This window comes from Streptomyces verrucosisporus, assembly GCF_017114865.1.
Taxonomy (GTDB): Bacteria; Actinomycetota; Actinomycetes; order Streptomycetales; family Streptomycetaceae; genus Streptomyces; species Streptomyces fenghuangensis.
In genome coordinates this window covers 1-13,958 of sequence record NZ_JADEYH010000022.1, presented here as the reverse complement: position 1 = coordinate 13,958, position 13,958 = coordinate 1, and the positions used below count along the sequence as shown (strand labels likewise).

At 70.6% G+C, this 13,958-nt stretch carries 10 protein-coding genes; 9 read left to right on the top strand and 1 reads right to left on the bottom strand.

What is annotated here, in order from left to right:
- The first annotated feature begins 26 nt into the window (after positions 1-26).
- Positions 27-791: a glucose 1-dehydrogenase gene (locus tag IQ279_RS21075; RefSeq protein WP_206350487.1), complete on the top strand. Its 765-nt coding sequence runs from the start codon at positions 27-29 to the stop codon at positions 789-791.
- Here IQ279_RS21075 and IQ279_RS21070 read toward each other — a convergent pair.
- On the bottom strand, positions 781-1,722 hold the full coding sequence (locus IQ279_RS21070) for a ScbA/BarX family gamma-butyrolactone biosynthesis protein (protein WP_241028490.1): 942 nt from the start codon (positions 1,720-1,722) through the stop codon (positions 781-783). The two genes, IQ279_RS21075 and IQ279_RS21070, sit on opposite strands and share 11 nt — an antisense overlap.
- A 152-nt stretch (positions 1,723-1,874) precedes the next feature.
- Between IQ279_RS21070 and IQ279_RS21065 the strand changes: the two genes are divergently transcribed.
- The 8 genes from IQ279_RS21065 to aroA all read left to right on the top strand — a co-directional run bounded on the left by IQ279_RS21065 (position 1,875) and on the right by aroA (position 13,946).
- Positions 1,875-2,543, top strand: coding sequence for a ScbR family autoregulator-binding transcription factor (locus IQ279_RS21065; protein WP_206350486.1), 669 nt, complete (start codon positions 1,875-1,877; stop codon positions 2,541-2,543).
- A gap of 272 nt (positions 2,544-2,815) precedes the next feature.
- Positions 2,816-3,961: an IS701 family transposase gene (locus IQ279_RS21060; protein ID WP_206350484.1), complete on the top strand. Its 1,146-nt coding sequence runs from the start codon at positions 2,816-2,818 to the stop codon at positions 3,959-3,961.
- Positions 3,962-4,511: 550 nt separating this feature from the next.
- Positions 4,512-5,717, top strand: coding sequence for an IS701 family transposase (locus IQ279_RS21055; RefSeq protein WP_206350482.1), 1,206 nt, complete (start codon positions 4,512-4,514; stop codon positions 5,715-5,717).
- 574 nt (positions 5,718-6,291) lie between these two features.
- Positions 6,292-7,527, top strand: coding sequence for a 3-deoxy-7-phosphoheptulonate synthase (locus IQ279_RS21050; RefSeq protein ID WP_206350480.1), 1,236 nt, complete (start codon positions 6,292-6,294; stop codon positions 7,525-7,527).
- 237 nt (positions 7,528-7,764) lie between these two features.
- The gene (locus IQ279_RS21045) at positions 7,765-8,442 is read left to right on the top strand and encodes an isochorismatase family protein (RefSeq protein ID WP_206350478.1); all 678 of its coding nucleotides are present in this window, start codon (positions 7,765-7,767) and stop codon (positions 8,440-8,442) included.
- On the top strand, positions 8,439-10,514 hold the full coding sequence (locus tag IQ279_RS21040) for an anthranilate synthase family protein (RefSeq protein ID WP_206350476.1): 2,076 nt from the start codon (positions 8,439-8,441) through the stop codon (positions 10,512-10,514). Before IQ279_RS21045 ends, IQ279_RS21040 begins: the two co-directional genes overlap by 4 nt.
- The gene (gene tkt / locus IQ279_RS21035; RefSeq protein WP_206350474.1) at positions 10,507-12,609 is read left to right on the top strand and encodes a transketolase; all 2,103 of its coding nucleotides are present in this window, start codon (positions 10,507-10,509) and stop codon (positions 12,607-12,609) included. The genes IQ279_RS21040 and tkt overlap by 8 nt, the downstream gene beginning before the upstream one ends.
- On the top strand, positions 12,606-13,946 hold the full coding sequence (gene aroA, locus IQ279_RS21030; RefSeq protein ID WP_206350472.1) for a 3-phosphoshikimate 1-carboxyvinyltransferase: 1,341 nt from the start codon (positions 12,606-12,608) through the stop codon (positions 13,944-13,946). The genes tkt and aroA overlap by 4 nt, the downstream gene beginning before the upstream one ends.
- Positions 13,947-13,958 lie beyond the last annotated feature (12 nt).

Genomic DNA, 13,958 nt, shown 5'->3' with positions numbered 1-13,958 from the left:
GGTGACGGACCTGTCACACTTCTCCCATGACTGGTGGTCTCCTCTCCGGCAAGGTAGCCCTCGTCACGGGCGCGAGCAGCGGTATAGGCGCGGCGGCGGCACGGGTGTTCGCCCGGGAAGGCGCCGCGGTGGTTCTCATGGCCCGCCGGAGGGACCGGCTGGCCGCCATGGCGGACGAACTGCGGGAGGGAGGCGCCCGGGCGGCCTACACGGTGGGTGACGTCTCCCTCGCCGCAGAGGCCGCAGAGGCCGTGGCATTCACGCTGTCCGAGTTCGGACGTCTCGACGCGGCCTTCAACAACGCGGGTGTGGGCGGGGACCGCACACCCCTGCACCTGATGCCTGAGGACGCCTACGACACCGTCATGGACACCAACGTCCGGGGCGTCTTCAACTGCCTGCGCCACCAGATAGCGGCGATGCTGGAGCACGGCGGGGGCGCCATCGTCAACAACAGCAGCGTGGGCGGGTTGGTGGCCATCCCGGCCGCCGCCACGTACATCGCCTCCAAGCACGCGGTCGTCGGCCTCACCAGGGCCGCCGCCGACGAGTACGCCAAGCAGGGTATCCGTGTCAACGCCGTAGCACCCGGTACCACACGCAGCGAGATCACGGCCGACTGGTTCGCGCGGAACCCCGGCCTCGAGGACATGGTCAACTCGATGACCCCCCAGGGGCGGGTCGCGGAGCCGGAGGAGATCGCCGCGGCCGCGGCCTGGCTGCTCAGCGACCGGTGCCCGTTCCTGACGGGTACGGTGCTGCCGGTGGACGGCGGCTTCGTCAACCAGTGAGGCGCCTTCCCTCCCGACCGGGATCCCGTCGGGGTCCCGGTCCGGTGAAAACAATCCGGACGGCCGGTTTCCCGTCCTGTCGGCCGACGATCCGGACGGCCTTCCGGCCGGGCCCGGGGGAAGGCAGGGACTCGGCTTCGATCCAGCAGGGCCGGGCGAACTCGACGTACCGTTCGTAGGCGGCGTCGATGCCGGTGACGGTGAGGCCTTCCGGAGCCAGGAACGCGTGGACGGCCTGGTCCGCCGCCTCCAGCAGCGCCAACCCCGGTACATGGTCCACGGGATGGTCGAAGAGCAGGTGGTTGTCAGTGTTGTTGCGGAGTATCCAGCGATGCGGCCGGTCCCCATGGGCGAGCGCCACATCGGTGGACGAGTGGCGGCCGACGAGTTCCGGAGCCACGGGAGGCGGCACAGGCCACCCTCCCCAGTCGACGGTGTGCCGGGGACCGCGCAGGCGCCGGTAGGCCGCGGGTGAGACGCAGCTGAAGTCGGCCTTTGACCGGACGACTTCGACATCATCCCGGAGGATGCGGAAGTCCATGAGCAGGGATCCGGTGGTCCTCCGGCCCTTCAGGGCCTCCCGCACGGTGGTTCGGACCTCCAGTGAGGAGGGCCGCCCGCGGGGGACGCGGAAGTCCGGGTCGATCGTGATGGTCAGGGCGCTCAACACCGTGTGGTGGGTGCGCGGCACATCGTACTCGGCGTGCGCGACGATTAAGCCGCTCTGTCTGATGGTCTGTGCCAGTACGCGAGGATCATACGCCAGGTCCTCCTGGACGGCCGGCCAGTCGATCCTCAGCGAGAAGTCGTGGGGGCCGGTGCGTTCCCAGTCTGTGACAAGCACGGAGTCGCCGTGTTCCAGATGGGTGTAGGCGCGGAGCAGAGCGGGTGACACCGTGGACGGTTCCGGCGTGAGGATAGCGTCGGACAAGGTCCCCCCTTGGCGTGGCTGGTCTGCACACTCCCGCGAATCATACGGTTAAAATGCCGGACGGACGGTCTGTTTTGAGTCAAGGTGGGAGGATGTTCGACTCCTGACAGCACGGGAAGCGGGAAGCGGGAAGCGGGAAGCGGGAGGCACGGATGGCACGGCAGGAACGCGCGGCTTACACCCGCAGGAACATCCTGGAGGCCGCGGCTGAGCTGTTCAACGAGTTCGGGTACGACGCCACGACCATCGGCGGTGTCATCGAGCGTGCTCGGATCACCCGGGGCGGCCTGTACTTCCACTTCACTTCCAAGGAGCATCTGGCGCGCGGAGTGCTGGACGAGGCGGTGACGATGGAGGGGCTGTCCCCGCAGGCGTTCAAGTTGCAGGAGTGGGTGGACCTGGCGCTGCTCCTCGCCCACCGCCTGCCCAAGGAGCCGATACTCAGCGCTTCTCTGCGGCTTTCCGTCGACATCCGGGCCCGTGCCCTCTTCGGGACCCGGTGGCCCGACTGGATCGATGTGAGCGGGGGGCTGCTCACCGAGGCCCGGGAACGGGGGGAGCTGCTCGTGCATGCCGACCCGCCCGAGATCGCGCGACTGACCGTCGGAGCGTGGACCGGGATACAGCTGGTCACCGAGACGCTGCCGGATCGCACCCTGTCCGAGGAGGTGTCCTGCTTCCTCGGGGTCCTCCTCCCGAGCATCGCCGTACCCGGCGTCCTGGCGAAGCTGGACATGTCACCGCACCGCGCCGAGTCCCTGCTTCGGACGCGGGAGTCCGCGGTTTCTCCGTCTCCCTCCGGTGACGTGCGCCTTTCCTGAGGTCCGGGTAGGACAGGAACGCGCCGCCGCCGCGACAGCCCCCGGTGGGCGGGGTCCCGGCCGTGCCTTCCGGATCCATGTGGAGCGCGCACCGGGTGCCGGAACAGGACATGCGGTTCCTCCGTGGTGGAACGAGGACCGCGGTACGCCGGGGGAGCCTGTATAAAGAAAACAGGACGGTTGTCCTATTTCCGGAACGCGAAGCCGCTGCTTCCCGTGCAGCGTGGTGTCTCACACCACCTGGCGGGGCGCCGGCTCAGGGGGAGGTCGGAATGCGGGAACCTCGGCGACATACGGACGTACCCGGGAGACCGGGCGGCAGGTCCGCCCTGGACGCCGAGTTACGCGATTCGCTCTTCGGCTCGCTCCCGCGCAGCGGACAGCGGGCCAACGCGCACAGATACGTCCTCGGTCTGCTGTCGGTGCAGGGACGCAAGACGCTCCGCAGCATCGCGGCGCAGTTCGACGGAGCGGCTCCGCGCCAGAACGTCCATCACTTCATCAGCACGTCTCCATGGGACTGGGTACCCGTACGGCACGCCCTGGCCCGGTACACGTGCCGGAAACTGGAACCGGACGCCTGGGCGATCCTCCCTCTGCTGATCCCCAAGGCCGGTGATCATTCCGTGGGGGTCGACGAGCAGCCGGCCCCCGCCGGACAGGCGTTCAGGGGCCAGCGCGCGGTGGGGGCCTGGCTGGCGTCCGGACGGTCGGCGGTGCCCGTCCACTGGCAGCTGCGTCTGTCCGATCGGTGGATGGCGGACCCGCTGCGGCAGCGCGCGAACATCCCCCGCGAAGCCGCGGCCGGAACCACCGAGGAATGCGTCCGCCTGGTGGTGACCGAGCTCCTGGGCTCCAGCGGCACACCTCGCGGACCGGTCGTCGTGGACATGGATGACGTGGACGCGGTGTCGGTCGCGCGTTTCCTCTCACTTGCGGGGGTCCCCTTCCTCGTCCGCGCGGGTTCGGACGTCCGGTTGAGGCTGGACCGGTTCAAGTTGCCCAGGTACGGGGGATGGGAGCGCACGGTGAGGGAACTCACCGACTCCCTGCCGCGTCTCCGGCAGCGGGTGGACCCGGGCGACGGCCCGGCACTGGCATCGGCAATACCCGTGGCGGTCTCGCCCGCCCGAAGTGACAGGATGCTGTTGCTGGGCGAGTGGGATCCGGCAGGCCACCAGTGCCACCGCGTGTGGCTCACCAATGTCACTACCGTCGCCGCCCTGCGGCTTGCCCGGCTGCCCGGCGTCGTCGCGCGGGACTTCGCCGCGGTTGCCGAAGACGTGGGGGTGCGGGACTTCGCCGGGCGGTCGTTCCCGGGCTGGCACCGCCACATCACGCTGGCGTCCGTCGCCCACCTCGTCGCCATCCTGGAAACGCGCGGCACGGCAGCGGAGCGGAACGATGGAGTGACATGAACCACATCAAAAAATACTACCATCCGGTAACGTGACACTCTCTTAGCTCTGGCCAATGCTCCGGTTCGTCCGCTCCCTATTCTCTGGGAGCGGGTCCGCAGACACCGCTGCTGGCACGCGCGTGCCGGAACAGGAGCCGTCCAGTGCAGCCTCGCCGCCATCTCCCGGAGCGCTGTCCGCAGCGGCCGCCGTGGGGCCTGTCCGGAGGCCGTTCGCCCAACCGCAGATCAGGGGCCCCGCCTCCGTAGTCGAGGTGGCGGCCGGAACCGCTGCGGCTCCGGCCGCCGGGACGGCTTGCCGGGGTGTTCGGCCCGGACGGGGAAGGGTGCCGCCGGGTCTCCCTCATTCCGGCGGCTCTCCGTTGCTCTCGGCCGGGCGTCCCGGCGGGGCGCGGGTCCAGCGCCGGTGCAGGCCGTCACCCGAGAGTGAAACAGACCGGACGACCGGTTTCCAGGTCCGGAGGAAGTGGGTGCCCAGGACGGGCCGACGGGACCGCCTGCGGCCAGGCCGGACGTGATCCGACTCCGTATCAGGGAAGAGGGAGAAGACCATGGTCACGGCAGCAGATGCCGACACGCGTCTCGCGGAAACGGTCCGGAGCACACGGACATCGACGCGGTTCGATCCCCACAGCGGGGCATTCGCCGACCTCTGCTCGGTGCTGTTCGCCTCGTTACCCCGCAGTGATCAGCACAGAAAGGGCATGCTGTATCTGCGCGGGCTGCTGGAGACCCCGGGGCGCAAGTCGATCCGCAACATCGCGGCGCTCTTCGGCGACCAGACCTCGGAGCAGAACCTCCACCACTTCATCTGCAACTCCACATGGGACTGGGTTCCGATCCGCAGGGCCCTCGCGGACCACTTGGTCGACGTGTCCCGTCCGCAGGCCTGGGTCGTGCAGCCGATGATCATACCCAAGGCCGGCCGCCACTCGGTGGGCGTGGAGAGATGTTTCTTCCCCACCCTGGGACAGGTGCTGAACGCACAGCGCGCCATCGGTGTCTGGGCCGCCTCGGAGAGGATGAGCTCTCCGGTCAACTGGCGCCTCCACTTGCCGGGGGCCTGGCTCAAGGACGACCTCCGGAGGAGCCGGGTGTCGATCCCGGACGGGATGGGGGTGGAGACCCTGAGTGAGTGCGTCGCCGAGGCGTGCCTGGAGAGCACGAGGTGGGGGCTGCCCGTCCGGCCGGTGGTGCTCGACGTGGGCGGGATGCACACGGCGGAGGCCTTCGTGAGACTCAACACCGACAGGGTGCCGCTCCTGGCGAGGATCGGCGGGGATCTCCGCCTCAACGTGACGGACCCGGCCCTCCAGGGCTGCGGAACCGGTTCCCTTGCCGCGCGCCTCATCATGGGACTGGCCAGAAACCTGCGGCGCCCGGCCGCGGGCAGGGAAAACGGTGGGCGGACGACCCTGGCCGCCGTCGTCCGCGTCCGCCTGCCCCACCCTCCCGGCACCCGCGCGGGTACGGCGGGCGGGGCTCCGGACACAGAGGAACTGCTGCTGATGGGGATCGGCGAGGACGGCGGGCGCTGGCCCGCCGAACTGTGGCTGACCAACATGGCGACCATGCCTCCGGCTTCCCTGGTGAGGTTGAGCAGACTCGCCGGCAGAACGGAACAGGACTTCAACGACATCGCGGACCGGGTGGGCCTCAGGGACTTCACGGGTCGTTCCTTCGACGGGTGGCATCGCCACGTCACGCTGGCCTCGGCCGCCCACGCAGCCATCGTGCTGGCCCGTCATCCCCATTGACGTCGTTCGTCCCCGGGGCGGTGGAGCGCACGACTGTGCGGAGCTTGCCCCGGAAGCGCTCCGACCGGGCCGGGAAACCCCGCCGGGTCCGCCCCGTGCCCTGCCGGGAACGCCGGGCACGCAGGCGGGAGTGCGTCGCGCTCCACACGACCTGACGGACTTTCCACCACCTGACGAACTATCAGGCAAGTGACGGAGTGCGGCGGTGGGTGTTGGTCGGCCTCCCCACCACACAACATGCTGTGAACCACCGCGAGGATCCTCCGGCGGAGCGGGAGGCCTCCGGTCCAGGAAGCAAGTCCGCCCCCGTTTCACGGCCTCGGCCCTCGCGTTTCCCGATGCTCGACCGGCATGAACGAGGAGAACCCCAGTGCATCGACACCGATGCGGTCATGGGCCCGTCACGCTCCGGGCCGGTTCTCGCCCTGAAGCATCCCCGGGCCCTCGTCTCCGGCCCGGTCCTCACCGAAACGGTGAGCGGGGTGCTCGGTCTCGCGCCGGTGCGCTCGGCAGGACGCCCGCACTCTCAGCCCGGGGCGGCTGAACCCGTCACCCACTCACGATTGGGGAACCAGTGGAAGACGCTCTGCTCGATATCCGATACGAACAGGCGCTGCAGCAGCCTCCCTGGGAAGACACCTCACGGGTTCTGCTCGCACGGAAGGAACTGGCGGCCCGTCCGGCCCTCGTCAACGCCGGGGACGTGGCCACCCTGAAGTCGCTGCTGGCCCTGGTCGCCGCGGGAGAGGCCCACGTGGTGCAGGCGGGGGACTGCGCGGAGGACCCGGCGGAATGCACCCCTGACTACATCGCGCGCAAAGCGGGCCTGCTGGACATGCTCGCCGGCACCCTGCAGATGGACACGCGTAAACCGGTTCTGCGGGTGGGCCGTATGGCCGGGCAGTTCGCCAAACCCCGTTCCAATCCGACCGAGTCGGTCGGAGGTGTCGAGCTGCCCGTGTACCGCGGTCACATGGTCAACAGCCCGGAGCCCGATCCCGAGCTCAGGCGTCCCGACCCCGGGCGCCTCCTCACGGGTTACCGGACCGCTTACGACGTCATGGGCTACCTGGGATGGCAGGACCAGGGCGGACGGGCCCGCGTCGGAGCCCCGGTCTGGACGAGCCACGAGGCGCTGCTGCTCGACTACGAGGTGCCCATGCTGCGCCGGGACGAGCAGGGGCGACTGCTGCTCGCCTCCACGCACTGGCCCTGGATCGGCGAACGTACCCGCCAGGTCGACGGACCCCATGTCGCTCTGCTCTCCCAGGTCCTCAACCCGGTGGCCTGCAAAGTCGGCCCGCGTATGACGACCGGCGAGCTGCTCACCCTGTGCGAGCGGCTCGACCCCGAGCGTGAGCGGGGCAGACTCACCCTCATCGCCCGGATGGGTGCCGGGACGGTGGCCGAGAAGCTGCCCGCACTCGTCGAGGCCGTCCGCTCCGCCGGGCACCCGGTGATCTGGCTCACCGACCCCATGCACGGAAACACCGTCAGCACCCCCGACGGGTTCAAGACCCGTTTCCTGCCCACGGTCGTCCAGGAGGTGAGGGAGTTCCAGCAGGCGGTCGGCGGGGCCGGCGGCATCGCGGGAGGACTCCACCTGGAGACGACGCCCGACGACGTGACCGAGTGCGTCCGGGACGAGTCCCAGGCTCACCGGGCCGGAACCAGGTACAAGAGCTTCTGCGATCCCCGGCTCAACCCGGAGCAGGCGCTCTCCGTGGTCTCCGCCTGGTGGGCGGCCGGCCGGGCCGCGTCGGCGCAAGCCGCCCGGCCCATGAGGACGCAGCCGTCCGCGGTGATGTGAGGCGTTCCCGCCTTTCCGCCCCGTCCCGCAAAGGGCACGGACCGGACCCGGAACCCTGCCGGGCAGGACCGTCGCCCGACGGGCCGTGCCCTGGCCGGGTGCCCGTCCCCCGGAGGCGGAACGGGCACCTCCGCCACTCCACCCGAGGCCGCGCTTCGGCGCATGCCTCGGGCGCGACGACCCCGGCCGCCCGGGCGGCCCATTACCACAGCTGTTCAGCCCGAGGAGAGGAAGGTCATGGCGGGCATACCCCCCATCGAGCCGTACCCGATGCCGACGGCGGGCGACCTGCCCGCCAACACCGCCCGGTGGACCGTTGACCCGGACCGCGCGGTGCTGCTCATGCACGACATGCAGCAGTACTTCCTGCATCCGCTGCCCGCCTCCCTGCGCGACCCGCTCGTGCGCAACGCCGCCCTCCTCCGCGAACGCGGCACCGCGCTGAGGATGCCCGTGGCCTACACGGCGCAGCCCGGCGGCATGACGGACGAGCAGCGCGGCCTGCTCAAGGACTTCTGGGGCCCGGGGATGCGGAGGTCCCCGGAGGAACGCCGGGTCGCCGGGCCCCTGGCCCCAAAACCGGGTGACTGGACGTTCACCAAGTGGCGTTACAGTGCCTTCTTCCGCTCCAGCCTGCTGGAGCGGATGCGTGAGCACGGCCGCGACCAGCTCGTCGTCTGTGGCGTTTACGCCCACGTCGGTGTGCTGATGACCGCGATCGAGGCGTTCAGCAACGACATCCAGACGTTCCTGGTCGCCGACGCCGTCGCGGACTTCTCCGCCGAGTACCACCGGCTGGCCGTCGAGTACGCGGCGCAGCGCTGCGCCGTGGTCATCACCACGGACGGTATCCTCGGCGACCTGGGAGCGGTCGGCGCCGCGACCGGGACAGACCTGAGCAGGGCCGGCATATGAGCGGGACCGAGAGGCCGGAGCCGGCCGCCGCGGAGCTGCTCGAGCGGATACTGAGCTCACAGCCTCCCGCCTTCGCCCTGCTGTACCGTCCGGAGGCGACGGGCCCGGAGGAGTTGGACGTCCTGGTCGGAGACATCACGACTCCCAAGACGCTGGCGGACCTCCCGGTGTCCGGAGAACGACCGCGCACCGGCGGCCCCCGCCATGAGGTGCTGACGCTCGTCCCCTACCGGCAGATCACCGAACGCGGTTTCGCCTGTGCCGACGACGACGAGCCGCTGATCGCGATGACCGTCACCGGCCAGGGCCGGCTGCCGGTCGCCGAGGCACTGCGGCGGCTCCCGGACGTGCCGATCGACCTGGCCGACGGCGACTTCGACGTCGACGACGAGACCTACGCGGACGTGGTCCGCAGGGTGATCGCCGATGAGATAGGCACGGGCGAGGGCGCCAACTTCGTCATCAAGCGCTCGTTCGTGGCCGACATCGCCGACTACACACCGCACAGCGCGCTCTCGTTCTTCCGCAGGCTCGTGCGGAAGGAGTCGGGTGCCTACTGGACCTTCGTGATCCACACGGGATCCCGGACCTTCGTCGGCGCCACCCCTGAGCGGCACGTCAGCCTCTCGGGTGGCACCGCCGTCATGAACCCCATCAGCGGCACCTACCGCTACCCGTCGTCCGGCCCCACGCTGCCGGAGGTCCTGGCCTTCCTGACAGACCGCAAGGAGTCCGACGAGCTCTACATGGTCGTCGACGAGGAACTCAAGATGATGGCCCGGATCTGCGACTCGGGTGGCCGGGTGGTGGGCCCCCGCCTCAAGGAGATGGCCAGACTCGCTCACACCGAGTACTTCATCGAGGGCCGCAGCGCGCAGGATCCGCGCGAGATCCTGCGCGAGTCGATGTTCGCTCCCACCGTCACCGGCAGTCCGCTGGAGAGTGCCTGCCGGGTCATCAGCCGGTACGAGCCCCGGGGCCGCGGTTACTACAGCGGAGTGGCCGCCCTCATCGGCCGCGACGAGCACGGCGAGCCCGCCCTGGACTCCTCCATCCTGATCCGTACCGCCGACATCGGTGACGGAGGGCGGATGACCATCGGGGTGGGCGCCACGCTCGTGCGCCACTCCGACCCCGTCTCCGAGGTCGCCGAGACCAGGGCCAAGGCGGCCGGACTGCTCGCGGCGCTGCAGGCGGCCGCTCCCGCCCCCGGATCCCGCTCACTCGCCCACGACACGACTCCTCCCGCGCGGTTCGAGGACCACCCGGACGTCCGGGCCTCGCTGGAGCGGCGCAACGCCACCCTGGCCGGCTTCTGGCTGGCCGAGAGCACGGTACGGAACCGGCCGGATCCGGAACTGGCGGGTCGCCGGGTGCTGGTCGTAGACGCCGAGGACACCTTCACCGCGATGATCGGCCACCAACTCCGTTCCATGGGGCTGTCGGTGACCATCCGCCGTTTCGACGAGCCGTACACCCTGGATGGACAGGACCTCGTCGTCATGGGGCCGGGCCCGGGCGATCCGAGGGAGACGAGTCACCCCAAGATCGCACACCTGCGGTCGGCGATCGACACGTTACTGGAGGAGCGGCGTCCGTTCCTCGCGGTCTGCCTCAGCCACCAGGTGCTCAGCATGCGGCTCGGGTTCGACCTGGTCCGCAGAGAGGTGCCGAACCAGGGTGCGCAGCGGGAGATCGACCTGTTCGGAGCCAGGGAGAGGGTCGGCTTCTACAACACGTTCGCCGCGCGCAGCGCCGGGGACGAAGTCGAGTGCGGCGGGGTGGGGACGGTGGAGGTGAGCCGTGACGCCGAGACCGGCGAGGTACACGCGCTGCGCGGCCCCCACTTCGCCTCGATGCAGTTCCACGCCGAGTCGGTTCTCACCGAGGACGGGGTGCGCATCGTCGGTTCCCTCATGGCGGAGGTACTGGGCGGTAACGGCCGCGGACGCACACAGCGCGCGTCGCACGGGCCCCGGACGGGCAGGTCCCCGCTGACCGGCCCCCACTCCGCCGAGAGCGGTGGGCGTCCCGTACGGGTGGACGGCCGGGAGGTCGCCCGACATGTGTGAGACGCTTCGGTGGACCGATCTCGACCGGCGCGCAGTCGACACGGTGCGAGGCCTGGCGCTGGACGCCGTGGAGACGGCGGGACACGGGCACCCGGGGACCGCCATGAGCCTGGCTCCGGCGGCCTACCTGCTCTTCCAGCGGCTGCTGAGACACGATCCCGGTGATCCGCGGTGGGCGGGGCGCGACCGCTTCGTGCTGTCCTGCGGTCATTCCAGTCTGACCCTCTACACCCAGCTCTACCTGTCCGGGTACGGTCTCGGGCTCGATGACATCAGGGCTCTGCGGACCGAGGGAAGCCTCACCCCGGCCCACCCCGAGTACGGACACACCCCGGGCGTGGAGACCACGACCGGGCCTCTCGGCCAGGGGCTGGCCAACGCGGTGGGCATGGCGATGGCGGCCCGCCGCGAACGCGGCCTCTTCGACCCGGACGCCCCCGTCGGCCGGTCCCCGTTCGACCACACCATCTGGGTCCTCGCCTCCGACGGTGATCTGGAGGAGGGCATCGGCCACGAGGCGTGCTCACTCGCCGGACACCAGAGGCTCGGAAGCCTCGTCGTGCTCTACGACGACAACCGGATCTCCATCGAGGGCGACACCCGGATCGCCCAGTCCGAGAGCGTGCTGGAGCGGTACCGGGCGTACGGCTGGCACGTCCAGCAGGTGGACTGGACGGCCGGCGGCGGCTACCGGGAAGACGTACAGACGCTGTACACCGCTCTGAGCGCCGCCCGGGACGAGACCGGCCGGCCCTCCATCGTGTCGCTGCGCACCGTCATAGGGTGGCCCGCTCCGAACAAGCGGAACACCGGGGGCGTCCACGGCTCCGCGCTGGGAGCTGCCGAGGCGGCCGCCACCAAGAGGATCATGGGGATGGATCCGGACAGGACCTTCGAAGTCCCCGACGACGTCCTGGAGCACACCCGCGAAGTGGCCGAACGGGGCCGTGAGGCACACGCCCTGTGGAACAAGCGGTTCGAGGACTGGCGTGCCGCCAACCCTGACCGGGCCGAGCTGTGGGACAGGCTGTCGTCCCGTGGTCTGCCGCCCGGCTGGCACGAGGAGCTTCCGGAGTTCGAGGCGGGCAGGAGCGTCGCCACCCGCGCGGCGTCCGGTGAGGTGCTGAACGCGCTTGCCCCCGTGCTGCCGGAACTCTGGGGCGGCTCGGCCGACCTGGCCGGCTCCAACAACACCACGATGAAGGGCGAGCCGTCCTTCGTGCCCCGCGAGTTCCAGACCGACGTCTTCCCCGGCCACGAGTACGGCAGAACGCTCCACTTCGGCATCCGCGAGCACGCCATGGGGGCGATCCTCAACGGCATGGCGCTGCACGGCGGCACACGGCCCTACGGAGGGACATTCCTGGTCTTCTCCGACTACATGCGCCCGGCCGTCCGGCTCGCCGCCATGATGAGGCTGCCGGTCGTCTACGTCTGGACGCACGACTCGATCGGCCTGGGGGAGGACGGTCCGACCCACCAGCCCGTGGAGCACCTGTGGTCGCTGCGCGGCATCCCGGGCCTCGACGTGGTCCGCCCCGCAGACGCCGGGGAGACCGTCGTCGCGTGGCGCTCCGTCCTGGAGCGGACCGACCGGCCGGCCGGGCTGTGCCTGACCCGGCAGAACGTCCCGGTGCTCGACCGTTCGCCGGGAAGCGGCCTCGCCTCCGCCGAGGGCGTGGCTCGCGGCGGATACGTCCTGGCCGAGGCCTCGAAGGGGAACCCCGAGGCGGTCCTGCTCGCCACCGGCAGTGAGGTCCACATCGCCCTGGAGGCCCGGCGGCTCCTCGAGGACGAGGGCGTCACGACGCGCGTGGTGTCACTTCCCTGCCTGGAGTGGTTCGCGGAGCAGGACCGTGAGTACCGCGACGCCGTCCTTCCACCGGACACAGCGGTCCGGGTCTCCGTGGAAGCAGGCAACGCTCTCGGCTGGCACCGGCTGCTCGGCGACTCGGGGGTGGCGGTGAGCGTCGAGGAGTTCGGGGCGTCGGCGCCTCCCAAAGCCCTGTACGAGAGGTTCGGCCTCACTCCTGAGCACGTTGTGGCGGCAGTCCGCTCCAGTCAGGCCCTCGCCGCGCGGAGGAACCGCTCATGAGCGCCGGCCGGCCCGGGGCAGGCCGCACGGACACCGCCGCGCTCCCCGTGGCGTTCGTCCCCGAGATCCCCGGGTCGAAGAGCATCACCAACCGGGCCGCTCTGCTGGCCGCCGCGGCCGCCGGCACCACCAGGCTGCTGCGCCCGCTGGTCAGCGAGGACACCCTCGCCTTCCGCGAGGCGCTGGTGGACCTCGGTGCCCGTGTGACCGCCGGGCCGCGGGACGAGTACTGGGAGATCACCGGCTTGGGAGGCGCTCCCGCCGGACGAGCCCGGGTCTGGTGCGCCGACGCCGGGACGGCGGCCCGGTTCCTGCTGCCCTTCTGCGCAGCGGGGGAGGGCCGGTTCCTCCTCGACGGCACCGCGCAGTTGCGTGCACGCCCGCTGCGCCCCCTGGCGGACGCCCTCACAAGCCTCGGCGCCACGGTGCGAACGGCGCCGGGGGCCGCTCTGCCCCTGCAGATGGACGCGGCGGGCCTCCACGGCGGCGAGGTGGATCTGGACGGCTCCTTGAGCAGCCAGTTCCTGAGCGGCCTTCTGATGGCGGCGCCCCTCGCCCGCGCACCTCTGACCATCCGCACCCGCAGCCTGGTCAGCCGCCCGTACGCCGACATGACCCTCGCGCTGATGAGGCACTTCGGCGCGGACGCCGAGGAGACCTCGCCGGGGACGATCGAGGCCCGGCCCGGCGGGTACGCCGCCTCGCGCCTCGCGATCGAGCCGGACGCCTCCTCCGCCTCCTACTTCTTCGCGGCGGCCGTGATCGCCGGCCGTACGGTCACGGTGCCCGGCCTGGGCAGGGAAAGCCTGCAGGGCGACCTCCGGTTCGTCGAGGTGCTGCGCAGGGCCGGTGCCCGGGTGGAGACCACCGGGGAGGCGACGACGGTCACCGGCACCGGGCACGTCCGGGGTGGGTTCGCCGTCGACATGGGCGAGATATCGGACACCTTCATGACGCTGGCGGCGATCGCGCCTCTGGCCGACGCCCCCATCACCATCCACGGTGTCGGACACGCCCGGCTGAAGGAGTCCGACCGCGTCGCCGCTGTCGCCCGGAACCTGCGTGCCTGCGGAGTGGACACGGAGGAGGGGCCGGACCGGCTCACCGTCCATCCCGGCCGGCCGGTCGCGGCACGGATCGCCTGCCACCGGGACCACCGGATCGCCATGGCGTTCTCCGTGCTCGGCCTGAGGGTGCGCGGCGCTCTCACCCTCGACGACCCGGACTGCGTCGGCAAGACCTTCCCCGGCTTCCACGAGGAACTGAGCCGTTTCCGTACCCGGTACGGCATCCCGGTTGGCGGTGGAGGTACGCATCGGGCAGTTCACCATCCGTGATGTGACGTGACA